The organism is Mammaliicoccus sp. RAM2 (assembly GCF_045897195.1).
GTDB classification, from domain to species: Bacteria; Bacillota; Bacilli; order Staphylococcales; family Staphylococcaceae; genus Mammaliicoccus; species Mammaliicoccus sciuri.
In genome coordinates this window covers 1-22,834 of record NZ_JBJNWI010000011.1, presented here as the reverse complement: position 1 = coordinate 22,834, position 22,834 = coordinate 1, and the positions used below count along the sequence as shown (strand labels likewise).

General features: G+C 34.3%; 22 protein-coding genes, 1 tRNA gene and 1 rRNA gene. All 24 read left to right on the top strand.

All coding sequences use genetic code 11. The annotated features are described in order from the left end of the window. Positions 1 to 37: 37 nt before the first annotated feature. The gene (gene purR / locus ACJTHF_RS13615; protein WP_025905573.1) at positions 38 to 862 is read left to right on the top strand and encodes a pur operon repressor; all 825 of its coding nucleotides are present in this window, start codon (positions 38 to 40) and stop codon (positions 860 to 862) included. 16 nt (positions 863 to 878) lie between these two features. After that, entirely contained in the window at positions 879 to 1,256 is a 378-nt protein-coding gene (locus ACJTHF_RS13610) for a RidA family protein (RefSeq protein WP_058592441.1), read from the top strand. A gap of 56 nt (positions 1,257 to 1,312) precedes the next feature. Next, the gene (gene spoVG / locus ACJTHF_RS13605) at positions 1,313 to 1,645 is read left to right on the top strand and encodes a septation regulator SpoVG (RefSeq protein WP_037590328.1); all 333 of its coding nucleotides are present in this window, start codon (positions 1,313 to 1,315) and stop codon (positions 1,643 to 1,645) included. Between the two features lie 192 nt (positions 1,646 to 1,837). Then, entirely contained in the window at positions 1,838 to 3,196 is a 1,359-nt protein-coding gene (glmU, locus tag ACJTHF_RS13600; protein ID WP_048541950.1) for a bifunctional UDP-N-acetylglucosamine diphosphorylase/glucosamine-1-phosphate N-acetyltransferase GlmU, read from the top strand. 46 nt (positions 3,197 to 3,242) lie between these two features. Next, positions 3,243 to 4,205 carry a ribose-phosphate diphosphokinase gene (locus ACJTHF_RS13595; protein WP_048541971.1) on the top strand — a complete coding sequence of 321 codons (963 nt, stop codon included), beginning with the start codon at positions 3,243 to 3,245 and terminating at the stop codon, positions 4,203 to 4,205. A gap of 130 nt (positions 4,206 to 4,335) precedes the next feature. Further along, positions 4,336 to 4,980: a 50S ribosomal protein L25/general stress protein Ctc gene (locus ACJTHF_RS13590; RefSeq protein ID WP_048541952.1), complete on the top strand. Its 645-nt coding sequence runs from the start codon at positions 4,336 to 4,338 to the stop codon at positions 4,978 to 4,980. Between the two features lie 119 nt (positions 4,981 to 5,099). Further along, complete coding sequence (gene pth / locus ACJTHF_RS13585; protein ID WP_048541954.1) at positions 5,100 to 5,672, top strand: aminoacyl-tRNA hydrolase; 573 nt, start codon at positions 5,100 to 5,102, stop codon at positions 5,670 to 5,672. After that, positions 5,669 to 9,178 carry a transcription-repair coupling factor gene (gene mfd / locus ACJTHF_RS13580; RefSeq protein WP_232157383.1) on the top strand — a complete coding sequence of 1,170 codons (3,510 nt, stop codon included), beginning with the start codon at positions 5,669 to 5,671 and terminating at the stop codon, positions 9,176 to 9,178. Before pth ends, mfd begins: the two co-directional genes overlap by 4 nt. Next, positions 9,165 to 10,673, top strand: coding sequence for a polysaccharide biosynthesis protein (locus tag ACJTHF_RS13575; protein WP_078354775.1), 1,509 nt, complete (start codon positions 9,165 to 9,167; stop codon positions 10,671 to 10,673). The genes mfd and ACJTHF_RS13575 overlap by 14 nt, the downstream gene beginning before the upstream one ends. A 7-nt stretch (positions 10,674 to 10,680) precedes the next feature. Continuing rightward, complete coding sequence (locus ACJTHF_RS13570) at positions 10,681 to 11,847, top strand: MazG nucleotide pyrophosphohydrolase domain-containing protein (RefSeq protein ID WP_048541959.1); 1,167 nt, start codon at positions 10,681 to 10,683, stop codon at positions 11,845 to 11,847. Next, a complete protein-coding gene (locus ACJTHF_RS13565; RefSeq protein ID WP_078354774.1) occupies positions 11,844 to 12,110 on the top strand; it encodes an RNA-binding S4 domain-containing protein in 267 nt (88 codons plus the stop codon). Before ACJTHF_RS13570 ends, ACJTHF_RS13565 begins: the two co-directional genes overlap by 4 nt. Positions 12,111 to 12,126: 16 nt before the next feature. Further along, positions 12,127 to 12,510 (top strand): FtsB family cell division protein, encoded by a 384-nt coding sequence (locus ACJTHF_RS13560; protein WP_025905562.1) that lies wholly within the window; start codon positions 12,127 to 12,129, stop codon positions 12,508 to 12,510. Between the two features lie 83 nt (positions 12,511 to 12,593). Further along, positions 12,594 to 12,977 (top strand): S1 domain-containing RNA-binding protein, encoded by a 384-nt coding sequence (locus ACJTHF_RS13555; protein ID WP_025905561.1) that lies wholly within the window; start codon positions 12,594 to 12,596, stop codon positions 12,975 to 12,977. Positions 12,978 to 13,065: 88 nt separating this feature from the next. Continuing rightward, the gene (gene tilS, locus ACJTHF_RS13550; RefSeq protein WP_048541960.1) at positions 13,066 to 14,346 is read left to right on the top strand and encodes a tRNA lysidine(34) synthetase TilS; all 1,281 of its coding nucleotides are present in this window, start codon (positions 13,066 to 13,068) and stop codon (positions 14,344 to 14,346) included. After that, positions 14,330 to 14,866, top strand: coding sequence for a hypoxanthine phosphoribosyltransferase (gene hpt / locus ACJTHF_RS13545; protein WP_025905559.1), 537 nt, complete (start codon positions 14,330 to 14,332; stop codon positions 14,864 to 14,866). The genes tilS and hpt overlap by 17 nt, the downstream gene beginning before the upstream one ends. A gap of 92 nt (positions 14,867 to 14,958) precedes the next feature. Then, positions 14,959 to 17,067 carry an ATP-dependent zinc metalloprotease FtsH gene (ftsH, locus tag ACJTHF_RS13540; RefSeq protein WP_058592438.1) on the top strand — a complete coding sequence of 703 codons (2,109 nt, stop codon included), beginning with the start codon at positions 14,959 to 14,961 and terminating at the stop codon, positions 17,065 to 17,067. Between the two features lie 65 nt (positions 17,068 to 17,132). Then, positions 17,133 to 18,011 (top strand): Hsp33 family molecular chaperone HslO, encoded by an 879-nt coding sequence (hslO, locus tag ACJTHF_RS13535; RefSeq protein WP_058592437.1) that lies wholly within the window; start codon positions 17,133 to 17,135, stop codon positions 18,009 to 18,011. 96 nt (positions 18,012 to 18,107) lie between these two features. Continuing rightward, positions 18,108 to 19,037 (top strand): cysteine synthase A, encoded by a 930-nt coding sequence (gene cysK, locus ACJTHF_RS13530; protein ID WP_058592436.1) that lies wholly within the window; start codon positions 18,108 to 18,110, stop codon positions 19,035 to 19,037. Positions 19,038 to 19,166: 129 nt separating this feature from the next. Further along, positions 19,167 to 19,958, top strand: coding sequence for a dihydropteroate synthase (gene folP, locus ACJTHF_RS13525; RefSeq protein WP_325878686.1), 792 nt, complete (start codon positions 19,167 to 19,169; stop codon positions 19,956 to 19,958). Continuing rightward, the gene (gene folB, locus ACJTHF_RS13520) at positions 19,951 to 20,310 is read left to right on the top strand and encodes a dihydroneopterin aldolase (protein WP_232157388.1); all 360 of its coding nucleotides are present in this window, start codon (positions 19,951 to 19,953) and stop codon (positions 20,308 to 20,310) included. Before folP ends, folB begins: the two co-directional genes overlap by 8 nt. Then, complete coding sequence (folK, locus tag ACJTHF_RS13515) at positions 20,311 to 20,799, top strand: 2-amino-4-hydroxy-6-hydroxymethyldihydropteridine diphosphokinase (protein ID WP_078354772.1); 489 nt, start codon at positions 20,311 to 20,313, stop codon at positions 20,797 to 20,799. It begins immediately after the preceding gene. Between the two features lie 56 nt (positions 20,800 to 20,855). Beyond that, entirely contained in the window at positions 20,856 to 22,343 is a 1,488-nt protein-coding gene (gene lysS / locus ACJTHF_RS13510) for a lysine--tRNA ligase (RefSeq protein ID WP_025905552.1), read from the top strand. A gap of 283 nt (positions 22,344 to 22,626) precedes the next feature. Beyond that, positions 22,627 to 22,741: ribosomal RNA gene (gene rrf, locus ACJTHF_RS13505) — 5S ribosomal RNA — on the top strand. Between the two features lie 13 nt (positions 22,742 to 22,754). Continuing rightward, a tRNA-Val gene (locus ACJTHF_RS13500) sits at positions 22,755 to 22,830 on the top strand. The last annotated feature ends 4 nt before the right edge of the window (positions 22,831 to 22,834 follow it).

Below are 22,834 nucleotides of genomic sequence, written 5' to 3'. Positions count from 1 at the left end.
AAGCTTAAAATACGGAATAGAGATTGGAGTTTTATAAATGAGGTTTAAACGAAGTGAAAGAATCGTTTATATGACACAATATTTATTGAAACATCCGAACGAGTTAGTGCCGTTGACTTATTTTGTGAATCATTTTGGTCAGGCAAAGTCGTCTATTAGTGAAGACATACAAATTATTAAAGAAACGTTTACTGCTGAGAGACTTGGTATTATAGAAACGACTGCCGGTGCAAGTGGCGGTGTAACTTACCGACCTAAAATGTACGTAGAAGAAGCACGTGAATTGATTGAAAAATTGTGTGAATTACTAAAAGAAAAAGAAAGACTGTTGCCAGGTGGCTATTTATTTATGTCGGATTTAGTAGGTAATCCTAAACTATTAAATCAAGTAGGAGAGTTAATCGCTACAATGTACATGGATGAAGAACTTGATGCGGTAGTTACAATAGCAACAAAAGGTATTTCTTTAGCAAATGCCGTGGCGAAAGTGCTTAATTTGCCAGTTGTAGTTATAAGAAAAGACAATAAAGTAACAGAAGGATCTACAGTATCGATAAACTATGTGTCTGGGTCTTCTAGAAAGATTGAGACAATGGTTTTATCAAAAAGAACATTGCCTGAATATTCGAATGTATTGATTGTTGATGACTTTATGAGAGCAGGCGGATCTATTAATGGTGTAATCAATTTGATGAATGAGTTTAAAGCTACAGTAAAAGGGGTATCAGTACTTGTAGAATCAAAAGAAGTTAAACATCGATTGATTGAAGATTATACATCTTTAGTTAGGCTATCTGACGTAGACGAGTACAATCAGCAATTTTCAGTAGAAGAAGGCAACTGTTTAAAAAGATTTAATTAAAAGGAGAGTAATCAACATGAAAAGTATTAACGCAACAAATGCTCCAGAAGCTTTAGGACCATATTGCCATGCAGTAGTAGTAGATAATTTAGTATTTACTTCTGGTCAAATACCGTTAAATCAACAAGGTGAAGTCGTTTCTGAAGATGTCAAAGAACAAACTAAGCAAGTACTAGAAAATTTAAAAGTAGTACTTCAAGAAAGTGGCACATCTTTAGAAAGTGTCGTTAAATCTTTAATTTTTATAAAAGATATGAACGACTTTCAAGACATCAATGCCGTATACGGCGAATATTTTAATGAACATTTGCCTGCTAGAAGTTGTGTAGAAGTTGCACGTTTACCGAAAGATGTTAAAGTTGAAATCGAAATGATTGCAAAAATAAATAACTAACTTCAATTAATATGATGCTGCTACTTTAAATAGACAAAACAGGGGGCACACAAATCATGAAGGTAACAGATGTGAGATTAAGAAAAATTCAAACGGATGGAAGAATGAAAGCATTAGTTTCTATAACATTAGATGACGCTTTTGTTATTCACGACTTAAGAGTAATCGAGGGAAATTCAGGACTGTTTGTGGCTATGCCTAGTAAGCGTACGCCAGATGGGGAATTTAGAGATATTGCGCATCCCATTAATTCTGAAATGAGACAAGAAATTCAAGAAGCGGTTATGAAAGTATATGATGAAACAGATGAAGTCATTATTCCAAAATCAGCTCAAGAAGCCTCAAATTCAGAGGATAGCGATGAAGCATCAGACAGTGAAGAAGAATAACGATATTTAAAGTACTCAGCTCACGTATATTGGTAAACAGCAGTTAAAATCTTGTGATTTTAACTGCTGTTTTTTTATGTTTCATTATAATGGATTTGTTAATAAGGAAACGTTTACTTGAAGTCTTTCTTGATACTATGCGGTCAATTAAATTATAATAGACTAAAGTGTGTATAAATGGAGGTATTTGCAATGCAAAAATATGCAGTTGTATTAGCTGCTGGTAAAGGTACAAGAATGAAATCTAAACTTTACAAAGTACTACATACAGTAGCTGGAGAAGCAATGGTTCAACATGTTATAGATAGCGTGAAAAATGCAGGTGTTGATAAAGTCGTAACAGTTGTTGGACATGGTGCTGAAAATGTCAAAGAAGCAATCGGTCATGCATCTCAGTTTGTACATCAAGAAGAACAATTAGGAACAGCACATGCAGTAAAGACTGCTAAAGATATATTAGGTACTGAAAAAGGAACAACAATTGTTGTATGTGGAGACACACCATTAATCAGTGACGAAACGATTAAAAACTTATTAGATTTTCATGAGTCTGAAAGTGCAGTAGCAACTGTCTTGTCTGCAAAAGTCGACAACCCGTTTGGCTACGGCAGAATTATTCGCGATGAAAATGGTTTGGTTTCTGGAATTGTCGAACAAAAAGATGCTTCTTCTGCTGAAGCTGAAGTTAATGAAATCAGTTCTGGTATATTTGCTTTCGATAATGAAAAGTTATTTGAAACACTTGAAAAAGTAAACAATGATAACGCACAAGGTGAATATTATTTACCAGATGTGATTCGCATCCTAAAAGAAGAAAATGAAAAAGTTTCTGCTTTTATTACGAACGATGTTGACGGCATTATGGGTGTGAACGATAGAGTGCAACTTGCGAAAGCAGAACAGAAAATGAAAGAACGTATCAATCATCAACATATGCTAAATGGCGTAACAATTATTGATCCAGCTACAACTTATATCGGGAAACAAGTCGTAATTGGTGAAGACACAGTTGTAGAACCAGGCGTAAGACTTTCTGGCACAACAATTATAGGAAAAAATGTTACGATAGGAATGAATTCTGACATCAAAAATAGTACAATTAAAGATGATGCTACAATTAAACAATCTGTTATTACAGATTCAGTTGTAGGCGAAAACGCTACAGTAGGACCATTTGCACAATTAAGACCAGGTTCTGAACTAGGCAAAGATACGAAAATTGGTAACTTTGTTGAAACTAAAAAGGCTGTCTTGAAAGATGGTGCTAAAGTTTCACACTTAAGTTATATCGGAGATGCAGAAGTAGGTGCAAGAACAAATATTGGTTGTGGTTCTATCACTGTAAATTATGATGGCGTGAATAAATTCCGTACGGTTATAGGAGATGATGCGTTTATTGGATGTAATTCAAATCTAGTTGCACCAGTAGAAATTGGAGATGGATCATTCATAGCAGCAGGGTCAACAATTACAGATGATGTACCAAATGAAAGCTTGGCGCTAGGTCGCGCTAGACAAACGACAAAAGAAGGATATTATAAAACGAAATAAAAGGAGCCGTCAAAACATGAGTCAAAATGATATCGGAGGAACAGAAATGTTGAACACTGAATATAAGAACTCTTCATTAAAAATATTTTCGCTTGAAGGTAACCAACCATTAGCGCAAGAAGTTGCCAATTTAGTAGGGATCCCATTAGGTAAATCTACAGTTAAGAGATTTGCTGATGGTGAAGTTCAAATTAATATTGAAGAAAGTATCCGTGGTTGTGATGTGTTTATTATTCAACCAACATCAAACCCAGTGAATGAACACTTGATGGAATTATTAATTATGATTGATGCTTGTAAACGTGCATCAGCAGCAAATATTAATATTGTAATGCCTTATTATGGTTATGCAAGACAAGACCGTAAAGCTAGAAGCCGTGAACCAATCACTGCTAAACTTGTGGCAAATATTATTGAAAAAGCTGGCGCAAGCAGAATGATAGCACTTGATTTACATGCACCTCAAATTCAAGGGTTCTTTGACATACCGATTGATCATTTAATGGGCGTACCAATTTTATCAAATTACTTCTTAGAAAAAGGTTTAGATCCTGAATCAACAGTAGTTGTTTCACCTGACCATGGTGGCGTAACAAGAGCGCGTAAAATGGCTGACCGTCTAAAAACACCTATCGCTATTATTGATAAACGTCGTCCGAAACCGAACGTAGCAGAAGTTATGAATATTGTTGGAGATATTAATGGTAAGACTGCCATCATTATCGACGATATTATTGATACAGCTGGAACAATTACATTAGCAGCAGATGCACTTGTTAAAAAAGGTGCAAAAGAAGTTTATGCTTGTTGTACACACCCTGTATTATCAGGGCCAGCAAAAGAACGTATCGAAAATTCTCAAATTAAAGAATTAGTTGTTACAAATTCTATTCAATTACCAGAAGATAGAAAACCTGCAAACGTTAAAGAATTGTCTGTAGCAGAATTATTAGCACAAGCAATTGTTAGAGTATATGAACAAGAATCTGTTAGTGTGCTATTTGATTAATTTATAATATTCGTGTATAATAACAAACGGTTCATTTTTATGGACTAAATAACCACTTACAAGCAGCGATTATTGTTGATGGGTAAGTGTAGGAGCGCATATCGCGCATAAATGAAAGGTGGAAAAGATAATGACTTCATTAAAGTCAGTTATCCGTCAAGGTAAACAAACTCGTTCTAGTTTACGTAAATTAAGAGCTTCAGGTGTTATTCCAGCGGTCGTATACGGTTACGGTGCTAAAAATACATCTGTTAAAGTTGATGAAGTTGAATTCATCAAAACAATTCGTGAAGTTGGACGTAACGGCGTTATCGAATTAGGTGTTGGTTCAAAAACAATCAAAGTTATGGTTTCAGATTATCAATACGATTCTCTTAAAAATCAAATCACTCACGTTGACTTCTTAGCTATCAACATGAAAGAAGAATTAACTGTAGACGTACCTGTAGTATTAGTAGGTGAATCAGTTGGTGCTTCTGAAGGTGGCGTAGTTCAACAACCATTATTCGACTTACAAGTTACAACTACTCCAGATGCAATTCCTGAAAATATCGAAGTTGATATTACAGAATTAGCTATTGGTGATAGCTACTTAGTAGGCGACTTAGATGCAACTGGTAAATACACTATCGAAAACGATAAAGAAGAAGCAGTTGTAACAGTAGTTCCTCCAACAGAAGAACCTGCTGAAGATGCTGAAGAAACTGCAGCTGAAGAAGCTGATGCAGTAGCAGAAGAAGAAGCTGAAAAAGAAGAATCAGAAGAAGAAAAATAATATTTTTTAAATCTTCAACCCAACACATTTGTGTTGGGTTTTTTATTTAAGTATAGATAGATGAAATAAATTACAAAAATGCTATAATATATACTTAGAATTAATATGGAGGTTACAACATGAAATGTATTGTTGGACTTGGAAATATCGGAAAGAAATATGACTTAACACGTCATAATATTGGCTTTGAAGTAGTTGATAAATTACTTGATCGTCATCAACTAGATTTAGATAAACAAAAATTTAAAGGCGCATATACAATAGGTCTTATAAATGGTGAGAAAGTAATGCTCATTGAGCCTATGACCTTCATGAATTTATCAGGTGAAGCTGTAAGACCACTAATGGATTATTATAATATAGATATAGAGGATCTAGTTGTACTCTATGATGACATGGACCAGTCTCAAGGTCATTTGAGACTACGTCAGAAAGGAAGTGCTGGTGGCCATAACGGTATGAAGTCTTTAATTCAACATTTAGGGACAGACCGTTTTAACCGTATTAGAATCGGAATTGATCGTCCTACAAATGGCATGAGTGTACCGAGTTATGTGCTTCAAAAGTTCTCTGATGATGAAATGATTACAATGGAAAAAGTGATCGATCGCGCAGCAGATGCTTGTGAAGCTTTAATTAAAGGCGAAACTTTTCAGAATGTGATGAACCAGTATAATGGTGAAGTTATATGAAACACGTTATCCATGAAATCATACAAGCAGACGAACGATTTCAAGAATTAACGCAAATATTTGGAGAAAAGAACATACTCATAACAGGACTTAATCAGTCAAGTAAAGCGCTACTCATATTAGAACAATATCTTAAAAACGATAAACAACTCGTTATCGTAACAAATAACTTGTATCAGGCGGATAAAATAGAAGCGGATATTCTTCAATTATTACCACCTGAAGAAGTATTTAAGTTTCCTGTACAAGATATTATGATAGAGGCGTTCTCGACTCAAAGTCCTGATTTAATGAGTGAACGTATCAGAACACTAACCCAACTTGCTCAAGGCAAGAAGGGCTTATTTATCGTGCCTATAAACGGTTTAAAAAAACAACTAACACCGAAGCATATTTGGAATGAACATTATAAATCGATTCAAATAGGTGATGATATTGATTTAGATGAATGGGCTAATCAATTGATTGATATGGGCTATAAGAGGCAATCGTTAGTATCAGCAGTTGGCGAGTTTTCAATTCGTGGTGGGTTGATTGATATCTATCCAGTAACTGGAGATCCTGTTCGTATCGAATTGTTTGATACTGAAGTAGACGGTATGAGGTTGTTTGACGTTGAAACACAACGCTCTTTAGGTAATGTTGAACAAGTTGAAATTACAACGGCTAGTGATTATATTTTTACAAGTGAACAAATTAGCCAACTTCCAGAACGTATGGAAGAAGCATACGAAAAGACAAGACAACAATTAGCTATAGAAATGCGTCCCGACTTAAAAGATACGTATCAAACGATATTGATGCAAAGTGATGAATTGAAAGATCATCAAATTTTAAGACGTGTGATTTCATTTATGTATGATGAAGTCACAACTTTAACAGATTATTTTGCGGATGATGCACTTATTGTTGTAGACGAATATAATCGAATTAAAGAAACTGAACATTCATTAGACGTCGAAATCGAAGAATTTACGCAATCGCTAATAGAATCAGGACAAGGATTTATTGGCCAACGCTTTATTTCTGAACATGCTTTTACTGAACTGTTGCATCAGCATAAAATTGCCTATTTCACTTTATTTACTGCAAGTATGCCAGTTGAAATTGAAGAGATGGTGAAATTCTCATGTAAACCTGTTCAAAGGTTCTATGGACAATACGACATTATGCAATCAGAGTTTGAACGCTTTATGAAACAAGGATTCACGGTCGTATTATTAGCAGAATCTGAAACGAGAAAGTCTCGTATTCAAAGTATGTTAAACGACATGAAAATTCCAACTGTTATAGATAGGGTAGAACAAGTCGGTGACCGAGGACAAGCTATCGTAACGGATGGCGCGCTGTCAGAAGGATTTGAATTACCTTATATGAAGCTTGTCGTCGTGACAGAAAAAGAACTTTTCAAAGCGCGTGAAAGAAAACAGTCTAAAAGAAGACAAAAGTTATCAAATGCTGAAAAAATAAAGTCTTATCAAGAATTGAATGTGGGGGACTATGTTGTACACGTACATCATGGTGTTGGTAAATATTTAGGTGTTGAAACATTAGAAGTATCCGGCATTCATAAAGATTATATTAAAATTCAATATAAAGGTACCGATCAATTATTTGTACCTGTTGATCAAATGAATGATGTTCAGAAGTTTGTTGGTTCCGATGATAAAGAGCCAAAGGTAAATAAACTTGGCGGTACAGAATGGAAAAAAACGAAAGCTAAAGTTCAAAAAAATGTGGAAGACATTGCGGATGAACTGTTGAAGCTTTATCAAGAGAGAGAACAAGTTGAAGGCTATCAATACGGGCCAGATACTGAAGAACAAATGACATTTGAAATGGACTTCCCATATGAACCTACGCCTGACCAAGTCACTTCTTTAGAAGAAATTAAAGCAGATATGGAAAAAAGAAGACCGATGGATAGACTGCTTTGTGGTGATGTTGGGTATGGTAAGACTGAGGTAGCGATAAGAGCTGCATTTAAAGCAGTCTTGGAAGGTAAGCAAGTAGCCGTGCTCGTACCAACAACGATTCTTGCCCAACAGCATTTTGAAACATTCAGAGAACGTATGCAAGAATATCCAGTAGAAATTCAAATGATGAGTAGATTTAGAACACCTAAACAAGTTAAAGAGACGAAAGCAGGTATCAAATCTGGATTTGTAGACATTGTTGTAGGTACACATAAATTACTAAGTAAAGATGTTGAATATAAAGATTTAGGCTTATTAATCGTCGATGAAGAACAAAGATTTGGTGTGAAACATAAAGAAAGAATTAAAGCATTAAAGACAAATGTAGATGTTCTTACTTTAACAGCTACACCAATTCCGAGAACACTTCATATGAGTTTATTAGGTGTTAGAGATTTATCTGTTATTGAAACACCACCTGAAAACAGATTCCCTGTTCAAACGTATGTATTAGAACAAAATATGAGTTTTGTTAAAGAAGCACTAGAACGTGAACTTTCACGTGGTGGACAAGCATTCTATTTATATAACCGCGTGCAGTCTATATATCAAAAGAGTGAACAGTTATCTATGCTCATGCCTAATGCGAGAATTGGCGTTGCTCATGGACAAATGACAGAACGAGAATTAGAAGAAACGATGTTGAATTTTGTGGATGGAGAATATGATATTTTAGTGACAACGACGATTATTGAAACGGGTGTCGATGTTCCGAATGCCAATACATTGATTATTGAAGATGCTAATAGATTTGGATTGAGTCAATTGTATCAGTTGCGTGGACGAGTAGGTCGTTCAAGTCGAATTGGTTATGCATATTTCTTACATGAACAAAATAAAGTACTAACTGAAGTTGCAGAGCAAAGACTACAAGCTATCAAAGAATTTACAGAACTAGGTTCAGGATTTAAAATTGCCATGCGTGATTTGAATATACGTGGTGCAGGAAATCTATTAGGTAGTCAGCAACATGGCTTCATAGATTCTGTAGGTTATGACTTATATTCTCAAATGTTAGAAGAAGCGGTTAATGTGAAACGAGGTATTGAACCAGAATCAGAAGTACCACAACTTGAAGTGGACATTAAGATAGATGCCTATATTCCTGCAGAATACATTAAGAATGAACAAGCCAAAATTGAAATGTACAAAAAATTGAGATCGATTACGACTCAAACTCAATTGGAAGATATTCAAGATGAATTGATCGATCGTTTTGGTGAGTACCCTGTTGAGGTACAACGTTTATTAGATGTTGTGGGAGTAAGATTGAATGGTATTCATTTCGGTATTACAGAAATTAAAGAAGTCGCTAAAGTGATACAATTGACAGCTTCGGAATATACGACAAATCATTTAAAAGGTGATGTGTTGTTTAAAGTTACTGAACCTCTCGGTAGAAAACTAAAAATAGCCGTTTCGAACAATCAAATGGTGTTTAAATTACAAAAATCAAAACAATGGTTAGACGATTTGAAATTTTTAACTAATGTGATCAATGAAAGTTTGGTAGACGATGACACAATCTAAACCAATTTTTAATAGTGTATTGTTGTTAACAGGCACGATGGTCATTGTTAAAATTTTAAGCGCAATTTATAGAGTACCTTACCAAAATGTTTTAGGTGATGAAGGTTTATATGCATACCAACAAGTATATCCGCTCGTTGCGATTGTGAGTGTTGTAAGTTTAAACGCGCTTCCTAGTGTCATGAGTAGCTGGATGATTCAACGTAAACAATCAGAAATAGTAGGCATGTTCTGGTTTTTGCAAATGACTTGTTTGTTGATAAGTATTGCTATATTTTTAAGTGCACATTTGATAAGTGGGCTAATGGGTGATGTAAACTTAACACCTATGATTCGTATGGCGAGTATAGCGCTAATACCACTTGTATTTATCTCAATGGCACGAGGGTATTATCAAATGAAACATCAGATGAACTTTATTGCCGTTTCACAGGTTATTGATCAAGTGGTTAGAGTCGGTGTGATTTTAACCGCAATTTTGCTGTTTATTGGCTTGAATATTTCGATTTATCAAGCTGGCACAATCGCAATCAGTGGATCTGTATTGGGATTAAGTTGTATTGCAATTTACTTCTGGTTTAAAAGAAAGCCTATACTGAGGTTTTCCTGGGAAATAAAATTGAAAGACACTAAAAATATCGTGACGATGACAATCTTGTATGCCATTTCTTATTTGATATTGATCTTATGGCAAATTGTAGATTCATTTACGCTTATACATTTATTGCAAGAGAATGGATATAGCTTTCATGAAAGTATAAAAGTAAAAGGCGTGTTTGATAGAGGTGCTTCATTAATTCAGATGGGTCTTATCATCACAACTACATTTAGTTTTGTGCTTATTCCGTTGTTAACAGAACAACTGCAAAAGAAAAATCATCAACTCGTGAATGAATATGCTAATACATCGTTGAAAATAACAGTGTTATTTAGTATGGCTGCCGCATTTGGCTTAATGAACTTACTGCCGTTATTAAATACTGTATTCTTTAAGACAAATGAATTGATTGGTACACTGAGCGTCTTTATGCTCGCAGTAGTATTTGTGACATTTATCATCATGTATACAGCGTTATTGCAAGTGAAATTAAATAGAAATATATTATTTATTGCGCTCATTATTGGTATGGTAACGAAATTGATTGGGAATTACTGGTTTGTACTGCAGTTTGGTATATTTGGTGCAAGTTTGTCGACAGTCTTGTCGCTCGCTATATATACATTGATTTTGCATGTACGTGTGATGAAACTTTATCAATTTCAACGTATGGGTTTATTTATGATTAAAGTGATTACTTTACTTGCAATCATGTCTGTATTTGTACAAGTTGTATTGCTTATTCCAACGCACACGAGAATGACCAGTCTATTAATTATGTTACTGGCAGGTATTGTTGGCGTAATGGCTGTCATAATAGGTATAATAAAAATGAAAATATTAATAAAAGATGAATGGAAACATTTGCCTTTAATGGATAAAATAATAAAGGAGTAATTAACATATGGCACAACAAATTTTAGTTGTTGGCTTAGGTAATTATAGTTTAGAAGAATTGCCAATGGGCGTTTATCGTAAACTACAATCAGCTGATGTAATATATGCGCGTACGCTAGACCATCCAGTCGTTAAAGAATTAGAAGACTTAAATTGGCAAGGTTTTGATTATATTTATGAAAAGCACAATGATTTTCTTAATGTATATTCTGAAATTGTCGATACGTTGATTGAAAAGGCTGAACATGAAAATATCATTTATGCGGTACCTGGTGATCCAATGGTAGCTGAAACAACGACGCAGCTCCTATTAGAAAAATCCTCTGATGTTCACGTGTTAGGTGGGAAAAGCTTTCTAGATGATATGTTCAATGCTGTTAATATTGACCCAAATGACGGATTTACATTATTAGACGGAACGTGTTTATCTGAAACTTTATTAAATATAAGAACGAATACGATTATTACACAAGTGTATGATCAATTAGTTGCATCGGATATTAAAGTCACATTGATGGAAAGATATCCAGATAATCACCCTGTGAAACTTGTTTCTAATGCAAGACTAGGTGAAGCAGATGTGATTTCATGTCCATTGTATGAAATGGACCATCATGCTGAGTTATCAAATTTAACAAGTTTATTCATTCCGAAAATAACTAAAGAAGAACAACTATATGGTGATTTTCAATATTTAGAACAAACTATCGATACATTAGTGTCTGAAGAAGGCTGTCCTTGGGATAAAGTACAAACCCATGAAACATTGAAACGTTATGTGCTTGAAGAAGCATTTGAATTAATTGAAGCAATTGATGAAGATGATATTGATCATATGATAGAAGAACTTGGAGACATATTGTTACAAGTGATGCTACATGCTGCGATTGGAAAGAAAGAAGCTTACTTTGATGTAAGAGAAGTGATACAAACATTAACTTCTAAGATGATACGTAGACATCCACATGTGTTTGGTGACCAAGAGGCGGACGATATTAAAGACCTCAAGAAAATTTGGAACAATGAAAAACAAAAAGAAGGCAAAGTTGAACGTGAGAAACTAGAAAAAATATTTGCTGATTACTTTTTGAAGTTGTATGATAAAACCAAATTAGAGGGATACGGTGAACAATCATTAAAAGAATTTATAAATAAAGGAGGTTTAACAATTTGAGATTAGATAAATATTTAAAAGTATCTAGACTGATTAAGCGTCGTACACTTGCTAAAGAAGTGAGTGACCAAGGTAGAGTTAAAGTAAATGGTCAAGTTGCTAAAGCAGGAACGACTGTAGGTGTTGAAGATGAATTGGAAATTAGATTAGGTAATAGAATAATTGTTGTTAAAGTGACAGGGTTGTCTGAACATGCTAATAAAGAAAATGCTAAGACAATGTTTGAAGTTATCAAAGAAGAAAAAATTCAAGATTCTATATAAATAAGGAGGTACACCTATGGCGCAAAAAATTAAAAATCTAGATAATGAATATACACAGTCCCAAAATAAACAAAAAAAGACTGTCAATAAAACGCGCCAAGTGATACGCAAGCGACTTACCTTATTTGGTGGAGTATTATTGTTAATAATCGTTATTATGATCATCATGCTGTTTCTACAAAAAAATCGCAATGATGAATTAGTACAAGAGCGTAAAGAAAAAGCTGTAACATATGAAAAATTGCAAGATAAAGAGATAGAACTTAAAGAACAAATTAAACGACTGAACGATAAAGAATATATAGAAAAACTTGCGAGAAGCGAATACTTTTTAAGCAATGACGGTGAAATTATTTTTAAATTACCAGAAGATAAAAAAGACGCGGAAAATGATAAATAATCTGTTTATGGCGTTGTATAATTTTGTATAGAAGCATATAATAAGGTTAAAGTGAATTTATATCAGGAGGATACAGTAATAATATGTCAATTGAAGTAGGCAATAAAGTCAAAGGGAAAGTTACAGGTATTAAGAATTTTGGTGCATTTGTTGAATTACCTGAAGGGAAAAGTGGCCTTGTGCATATCAGTGAAGTTGCTGATAACTACGTCGAGAACGTGAATGACCATTTAACTGTAGGCGATGAAGTAGAAGTTAAAGTATTAACAGTAGCTGATGATGGAAAGATTAGTTTATCTATTAAAAAAGCTAAAGAACGTCCAAAGCGCCAAGCGCCTAAGAAAGAAGCTAAGCCTGAAGACTTTGAGAAGAAATTATCAAACTTTTTAAAAGATAGTGAGGATAAGTTAACATCTATTAAGAGACAAACTGAATCACGTCGTGGCGGTAAAGGTGCAAGACGATAATGGATTATAATAAAAAGAGGCTAATTAGTTGAGCCTCTTTTTATTTTGACAAGATCAAATGAATTTTTGAAAATTGAGGTGTGTAATCATGCTAAATGTAACTTGGCAACAAGATGATGATTTAGCTTTAGCTGTTTCGACAGGGATAGATAGCATGTCACTTTTACACATGTTAAATACAACTTATAAAGACACATATCGTAAGTTGATTTGTTTACATGTCAACCATGGTTTAAGAGAAGCCTCGCGAGAAGAAGCAGAATTTATTAAACGATTTTGCGAAAAACACCATATTGAAATATATATCAAGACATTAGATTTGAGCGAAACGGTTAGTCACAATAAGAGCATACAAGATATTTCTAGACAAATGAGATATGAATGGTTTGATGAAATGATGAAACAAACTAGTAGCGATGTATTGTTAACGGCACACCATATGGATGACCAAAAAGAGACCATTGCTTATCGACTATTTACTGGGAGAATTGGCCGTGCACCTTTAGGGATTCAACAAGTTCAAAAAAGAAATGATTATATGATTTGCAGACCATTATTAAATGTATCCAAATCATTTATTAAGCAATACCAACAAGAAAATGCTTTTAAGTACTACGAAGATGATTCAAATAAAGATAGCAAATATACACGCAACTATTTACGAAATCAATTGTTGCCTGTTATTGAAGAAAGACAAGAATTTTCAACAGATCATTTACTGGATTTAAATCAATGGATGAATGACGCAAGAGAATTAATTGTGGCTGAAGCAGATGCTTTTATTGCTAAAGAAATAAAACTGTCTGATCAAGTTGAAGTTAATCGAGATGCATTTAATCGGCTGAACGATTTAGTTAAGGTTCAAGTATTAGATCAATTAATGGCTCAATATGTTAAACGAAGATATAGTGAGAAGTCATATAAAGAATGGATGCGTGTATTTAATAATTTTTCAAAACAATCCGTCATTCCTATATCTGATGATTGGCAGTTTATTGTAGCATATGATAAATTATTACTATGTGAAGATATTGAGTTCAATGTAAATTCTAAATTTATAAATCGTAATGAACAATATGTATTTGGGAATTGGTTAATTGAAACGAAAGACATAGCATCGCCTTTATTCGTAAGAACGAGAATGTCTGGAGATCGTGTTCAGTATTATAACCGGGGAAATAAACATCGCAAAAAAGTTAATAGAATCATGATTGACAACAAGATTGACATACATAAAAGAAACAATTGTCCAATTATTTTAGATGGTGATGATATTATTGCAATTGGTGATTTTTGGATAGATTCTAACTTTAAAAACGCACTAACTATTACTTATATTGGAGATGACTTTAATGAAAGACTCGATTAAGTCTGTTGTATTATCAGAAGAACAGATTCAAGAAAGATGCAAAACATTAGGCAAGCAAATCACAGAGGATTATAATGGGAAGACACCAATCTGTGTAGGTATTTTAAAAGGCTCTATCATGTTTATGGCTGATTTAATTAAATACATTGATACACATGTAGAAATAGACTTCATGGATGTTTCTAGTTATCACGGTGGTACAGAATCAACTGGAGAAGTTAAAATTTTAAAAGACTTAAGTACTTCTGTTGAAAATAGAGATGTCATTATAATTGAAGATATTTTAGAAACAGGTACAACTTTAAATTCTATCGTTGATTTATTGAAATACAGAAATGTTAACTCTATTGAAATCGTAACATTGTTAGATAAACCAATGAAACGTAAAGTAGACATTGAAGCAAAATATGTCGGAGAAAAAATTCCTGATGAATTTGTAGTAGGATATGGACTAGATTATGCTGAGAAATATCGTAATTTACCATACATTGGTACACTTAAACCAGAAATATATCAATGATGCGTATAAGCAAGTTTAATTACTAGCGTAAGAAATTACAAATATGGTAAAATTTTTGTTAGTTTTATTAATTGAGTAGGAGGACAAATTGAATGCAAAAAGCTTTTCGTAATATATTAATGATCGCGCTTTTAGCTATCGTCCTATTTGGTGTATTCCAGTTCATTAATGGCAATGGACAATCACCAAAACAGCTTACATATAATGAGTTTATGACGAAGCTAGAAAAAGGCGATTTAAAAACGTTAACTATTCAACCAGAACAGAATGTTTATATGGTTAGCGGTGAATTGAAAAAAGGTAAAGATGAAACATATACATCTTCTATTTTATTTAATAACCAAGATGACTTGAAAAAAATAACAGCAACTGCTGAGAAACAAGATGATTTGAAATTTAATGTTAAAGAAGAAGAAAAACAAAGTGTGTTTGTTAGTGTATTAACAACACTTATCCCAGTTTTAATTATTGCATTTTTATTCATCTTCTTCTTAAGCCAAATGCAAGGCGGCGGCGGTGGCGGCGGCCGAGTAATGAACTTTGGTAAGTCAAAAGCCAAGCTATATGATAATCAGAAGAAACGTGTTAGATTCTCTGATGTAGCAGGTGCCGATGAAGAGAAACAAGAATTAGTTGAAATAGTTGATTTCCTTAAAGATAATCGTAAATTCAAGAAAATGGGTGCGCGTATTCCAAAAGGTGTCTTACTAGTTGGTCCTCCAGGTACAGGTAAAACATTACTTGCTAGAGCTGTAGCAGGTGAAGCGGGTACACCATTCTTCTCAATCAGTGGTTCAGACTTTGTTGAGATGTTCGTTGGTGTCGGTGCAAGTCGTGTGCGTGACTTATTCGAGAACGCTAAGAAGAATGCACCATGTATTATCTTTATAGATGAGATTGATGCTGTTGGTCGTCAACGTGGCGCTGGTGTTGGTGGCGGTCACGATGAACGTGAACAAACATTAAACCAATTATTAGTAGAAATGGATGGATTCGGTGAAAATGAAGGTATCATTATGATAGCTGCTACTAACCGTCCTGATATTCTAGACCCTGCGTTATTACGTCCAGGACGTTTCGATAGACAAATCCAAGTTGGACGCCCGGATGTAAGAGGACGTGAAGCAGTACTTAAAGTACATGCTCGTAATAAACCGTTAGACGAAACTGTTGACTTAAAAGCAATTTCTCAAAGAACACCTGGTTTCTCTGGTGCAGACTTAGAGAACTTGTTAAATGAAGCATCATTAGTAGCAGCACGTTCTAACAAAACGAAAATTGATATGAGAGATATCGAAGAAGCGACTGATAGAGTTATTGCAGGTCCAGCTAAGAAAACAAGAATGATTTCTGAGAAAGAGAAAAATATTGTTGCTTATCACGAAGCAGGTCATACCATTATCGGTTGTGTATTAGATGAAGCAGAAATGGTTCATAAAGTTACGATCGTTCCACGTGGTCAAGCTGGTGGATATGCAATGATGCTTCCTAAAGAAGATCGTTACTTTATGACTGAACCAGAATTATTAGATAAGATAGTAGGTTTACTTGGTGGTCGTGTATCTGAAGAAATAAACTTTGGAGAAGCATCAACAGGTGCTCATAATGACTTCCAACGTGCAACAAACATTGCGCGTAAGATGGTTACTGAATATGGTATGAGTAAAAAATTAGGTCCATTACAATTCGGTAGTACGGATAGTGGACAAGTATTTTTAGGTAAAGATATGCAATCTGAACCAAATTATTCAGACCAAATTGCTTATGAAATTGATTCAGAAGTACAACGTATCATTAAAGAACAATACGAACGTTGTAAACAAATTCTAACTGAACATAAATCACAATTAGAATTAATTGCTAAGACACTTCTAGTTGAAGAAACATTAGTAGCTGAACAAATTCAATCATTATTCCATGAAGGTAAGTTACCAGAAGTTAAATATGATGATTCTCATCTTAACCAAAATGAAGACTCAGATGAAGATAAATATGAAGGTGACTTAACGCAACAAGAAGGTACATTAGATATTGACGATGATGAAGTTGGTAAATCATACGAAGAAGTAAAAGAAGAAGTGTCACATGAAAAACATAATGAAGACACAGATTCAGATAGTGATTCAGACGAACCAGCTCATGAACAAGAGCCAAATATCGATGACCTAGGTGACAATAAACCGACAGATCGTAAAGAATAATTTCACAAAAGTCCCTTTCAACAATTTGATTGAGAGGGGCTTTTTTTAAAGAAGGAGTATAAAACATGACAAAAGATTATTTAGTAAGAGGATTAGCTTTCAATGATGAAGTGAGGGCTTTTGCTGTTCAAACAACAAATACAGTACAAGAAGCACAAACACGCCATTACACATGGCCAACTGCATCAGCAGCATTAGGTAGATCAATGACAGCTGGTGTTATGATGGGATCAATGCTGAAAAATGAAGAAAAATTAACGGTAACAATTGATGGCGGAGGACCAATTGGTAAAATTATGGTCGATGCTAATGCGAAAGGTGAAGTAAGAGGATATGTTCAAAATCCACAAACACATTTCCCATTAAATGATCAAGGTAAATTAGATGTTAGACGTGCTGTTGGAACAGATGGTATGTTAAGTGTCGTTAAAGATATCGGATTGAAAGATTACTTCACAGGTTCTACACCAATTGTTTCAGGAGAACTTGGAGAAGATTTCACTTATTATTTTGTAACAAGTGAACAAGTACCTTCGGCTGTTGGTTTAGGTGTATTAGTAAATCCTGATAATACGATTAAAGCAGCAGGAGGTTTCATCATTCAACTTATGCCTGGTGCATCTGAAAAAACAATTTCAGCAATTGAAGAAAAGATTAATCAAATGGAACCTGTATCTAAATTGATCGATAGAGGATTAACGCCAGAAGAAATAATTGAAACAGTATTAGGAAAAGAAAATACTAGAATTATCGACCATATGGATGTTGAATTTAAATGTAATTGTTCTAGAGAAAAATTCTTAAATGCAATTAAAGGTCTTGGGGAAGCAGAAATTGATGCAATGATTAAAGAAGATCATGGTGCTGAAGCAGAATGTCATTTCTGTAGAACGAAGTATCAATATAGCGAAGAAGAATTAATCGAACTTAAGAATGCACTTTAATTTAGTAAATACTTTCACTTTATATGAAGTTTTGTTATAATCATTATATCCGATAAATAAACTAGGGTATAAAAACTGTTTAGGAGTGAAGCGTAAATGGCTAAGAGAGTAAATAATATTGTAGAATTAATTGGAGACACACCTGTAGTTAAATTAAACAAAGTAGTTGAAGAAGGTTCAGCAGACGTTTATGTAAAATTAGAATATCAAAACCCAGGTAGCTCAGTTAAAGATAGAATTGGTTTAGCGATGATTGAAGCAGCTGAAAAAGAAGGTAAAATCAAACCAGGAGATACAATTATTGAACCAACATCTGGTAACACAGGTATCGGTTTAGCAATGGTTGCAGCAGCTAAAGGTTATAAAGCTGTATTTGTAATGCCAGATACAATGAGTAGCGAACGTCGTGCTTTATTGAAAGCTTATGGCGCTGAATTAGTATTAACACCTGGTGCAGAAGGTATGAAAGGTGCTATCAAAAAAGCTAAAGAATTAAAAGAAGAAAAAGGCTATTTTGAACCACAACAATTCGAAAACCCAGCGAACCCTAAAGTCCATGAATTAACAACTGGTCCTGAACTTGTTGAACAATTTGAAGGTCTTCAAATCGATGCTTTCTTAGCTGGTGTAGGTACTGGTGGTACTTTATCTGGAGCAGGTAAAGTTCTTAAAGAAAAATATCCTAATATTCAAGTAGTTGCTATTGAACCAGAAGCTTCTCCTATTTTAAGCGGTGGTTCACCAGGTCCTCATAAATTGCAAGGTTTAGGTGCAGGTTTCGTACCAGACACTTTAAACACAGATGTTTATGACGATGTTATTAAAGTAGGTAATGAAGAAGCGATGGAAATGTCTAGAAAAGTTGCTAAAGAAGAAGGTATCCTAGGTGGTATTTCATCTGGTGCTGCAATTGTAGCTGCATTGAAAAAAGCTAAAGAACTAGGTGCAGGCAAAACAGTAGTAACAGTTCTTCCAAGTAATGGTGAACGTTACCTATCTACACCACTTTACGCTTTTGAAGACTAATTGATAAATAAATGATTATAAATTAAGTATCACGTCTATAATAAATAACTTTTGAAGTTATTTCATTTAGGCGTGATTTTTTAAATTTGTTATAATAAATTTATCTATGAAAAAGGAAGGAAGACTATCTTGGTGAATACGAAAATTATGGGTATATTAAATGTTACGCCAGATTCATTTTCTGACGGTGGTTCATATAATAGCGTAGATAAAGCAAGACAACACGCTGAGAAACTGATCTCAGAAGGTGCGGATATTATTGATATCGGTGGTGTATCTACTCGCCCAGGTTATACAGAAGTGAGTTTAGAAGAGGAATTGGACAGAGTCATTCCAGTTGTAGAAGGGCTCAGTGATTTAGATGTACAACTTTCAGTGGATACATACAGAAGTAAAGTTGCTGAAGAATCTTTAAAAAGAGGCGTAACGATGATTAACGACCAGTGGGCTGGCTTATATGATCCGAATATATTGAAAGTCGTTGCAGAATATAATGCAGAAATTGTGTTAATGCATAACGGCGACGGTAAGAGAGATGTACCAGTAATGGAAGAATTGCTACTTACTTTATTGAAACAAGCAAACCAAGCAGAAATTTGCGGCATACCCGAAAAAAATATTTGGCTAGATCCTGGTATAGGTTTTGCAAAGTCTAGAGAAGAAGAGCGTATTGTCATGTCACGATTGGATGAATTGGTCGCTACAGGATACAATGTGTTGCTTGCGACAAGTCGTAAGCGATTAATTAATGACTTATTAGGTGGCGAAAGTAATGTTGATGAACGTGATGAAGGTACAGCAGCAACAACAGCTTATGGAATTGAAAAAGGTGTACGTGCTGTGAGAGTCCACAATGTACAAATGAACAAAAGAGTAGCTAAAACGATAGATGCTCTGAAGGAGATTCGATTAAATGGATAGAATAATAATAGAAGGCATGTCTTTTTATGGATATCATGGTGCAATTGAAGCCGAAAACGAATTAGGACAAATCTTTTTAGTAGATTTAGAATTATATTTAGATCTTTCTGAAGCGGGCGAAACAGATGACTTAGAAAAGACTGTTCACTACGGTGAAGTATTTGAAGTTGTCAAAGAAATTATGGAAGGTAAACCAGTAAAATTAATCGAGCATCTTGCTGAACGTATTGCAAAAGAGCTATTTTCACACTATAATCGAGTATTGGAAACCAAAGTTAAGATTACTAAAAATAATCCACCGATACCTGGACATTATAAAGGTGTGGGTATTGAGATAGTGAGGAAGAGATAAATGCATACTGCATATTTAGGTTTAGGAAGTAATATGGGAGATAGGCAACATCAACTGCAAGAAGCTGTTAAATTGCTGAATGAAATTGATGGTATTCACGTTGTTCAAGAATCTCCAATATATGAAACGAAACCAGTAGGATACACAGATCAACCGGATTTTTTGAATATGTGTATTGAGATCTCAACTGAATTAGAATCATCAGAATTATTAAAAGTTTGTATGATGATAGAACAACAACTTCATCGTGTTCGAGTTGAAAGATGGGGACCACGTACAATTGATATAGATATTTTAATATATGATCAATCTGTTATTCAATCACCAGAACTAGAAGTGCCTCACCCAAGAATGACTGAAAGAGCATTTGTGATGATACCTTTGAATGACATTGCTTCAAATGTTGTGGAACCTATATCGAAGAAATATATTTGGGAGCTATTGCCAAACGATGAACATGTAGTAAAGTATAATGGTGAAAGTAAATAATCTACGTGTGGTTTAAATAAAATAACAAGTGTAATTTAAATAAGGAGTGGAAAATCATGTCAGAAGAAATGAATGACCAAATGTTGGTTCGTAGAGAGAAATTACAAGAATTAAGAGATTTAGGTATCGATCCTTTCGGTAAGAAATTTGTCCGTAGTGGGGACTCTAAATCATTACACCAAGAATGGGACGAATTCAGTAAAGAAGAATTACATGATAAAGAAGACGAATCAGCTGTTGCTATCGCAGGTCGTTTAATGACTAAAAGAGGTAAAGGTAAAGCTGGATTTGCACATGTTAAAGATATTACTGGTCAAATTCAAATCTATGTTCGTAAAGACCAAGTAGGTGACGAACAATTTGAAATATGGAAGCATGCAGATTTAGGTGATATCGTAGGCGTAAAAGGTGTTATGTTTAAAACTAATACTGGAGAATTATCTGTTAAAGCGAAAGAATTTACTGTTTTAACAAAATCTTTACGTCCATTACCTGATAAATATCATGGTTTACAAGATATAGAACAACGTTACCGTCAACGTTACTTAGATTTAATTACAAGTGAAGAATCAACTAAAACATTCATTACAAGAAGTCAAATCATTCAAGAAATGAGAACTTACTTAAATAATAAAGGTTTCTTAGAAGTAGAAACACCAATGATGCACCAAATCGCAGGTGGCGCTTCAGCTCGTCCTTTTGTAACGCATCACAATGCGCTGGATGCTACTTTATACATGAGAATTGCAATTGAATTACACTTGAAACGATTAATCGTAGGTGGATTAGAGAAAGTATATGAAATTGGAAGAGTATTCCGTAATGAAGGTGTATCTACAAGACATAATCCTGAATTTACAATGATTGAATTATATGAAGCGTATGCTGATTACAATGACATTATGGATTTGACTGAATCTATGGTTGCAGCAATCGCTGAAAAAGTATTAGGTTCTACAACTGTACAATATGGCGAAGAATCTATAGATTTAGCTCCTAACTGGAGAAGATGGCATATGGTTGATGCTGTTAAAGAATATACTGGTGTAGATTTCTATGAAGTTAAAACTGATGAAGAAGCACATGCTTTAGCAAAAGAACATAATATAGAAGTAGAAGATCGTATGACATATGGTCATATTCTGAATGAATTCTTTGAACAAAGAGTCGAAGAGAAACTTATTCAACCTACATTTATTTATGGACATCCAATCGAAATATCACCATTAGCTAAGAAAAATCCTGAAGATCCAAGATTCACTGATAGATTCGAATTATTTATTGTTGGTAGAGAGCATGCAAATGCATTTACTGAATTAAATGATCCAATTGATCAACGTGAAAGATTTGAAGCACAAATGAAAGAAAAAGATCAAGGTAACGATGAAGCGCATGAAATGGATGATGACTTTATTGAAGCACTTGAATATGGTATGCCTCCAACAGGTGGTTTAGGAATAGGTATTGATAGATTAGTTATGCTATTAACAAACTCTGCTTCTATTAGAGATGTATTACTATTCCCTTATATGAGACAAAAATAAATGTAACTAAAAGCCGTACACAATTCCATATTGTGTGCGGTTTTCTACTTTTTGAAGGCTCCAAAATACGAATGATGAAGTTTTTAAAAGAAATGTAAACTTTTTTGTCTTAAAGTGTTGACGAGTGTTTCTAAATTGTGTATTATATAAAGGTCGCTGAAAACAAGCGCATATCAATTCGAGATGTTTGTAAAGAAAGTTAATAAGGTGTAAAATTTACTATTGAAAAGCCTTGATGAATTCTTTATAATATATAAGGTAAGACAAAAACGAAACAACATTGTCTGGTGGCGATAGCAAAGAGGTCACACCTGTTCCCATGCCGAACACAGAAGTTAAGCTCTTTAGCGCCGATGGTAGTTGGGCTTACGTTCCGCGAGAGTAGGACGTTGCCGGGCGATATTGTTAATTGGAGAATTAGCTCAGCTGGGAGAGCATCTGCCTTACAAGCAGAGGGTCGGCGGTTCGAACCCGTCATTCTCCACCATTTT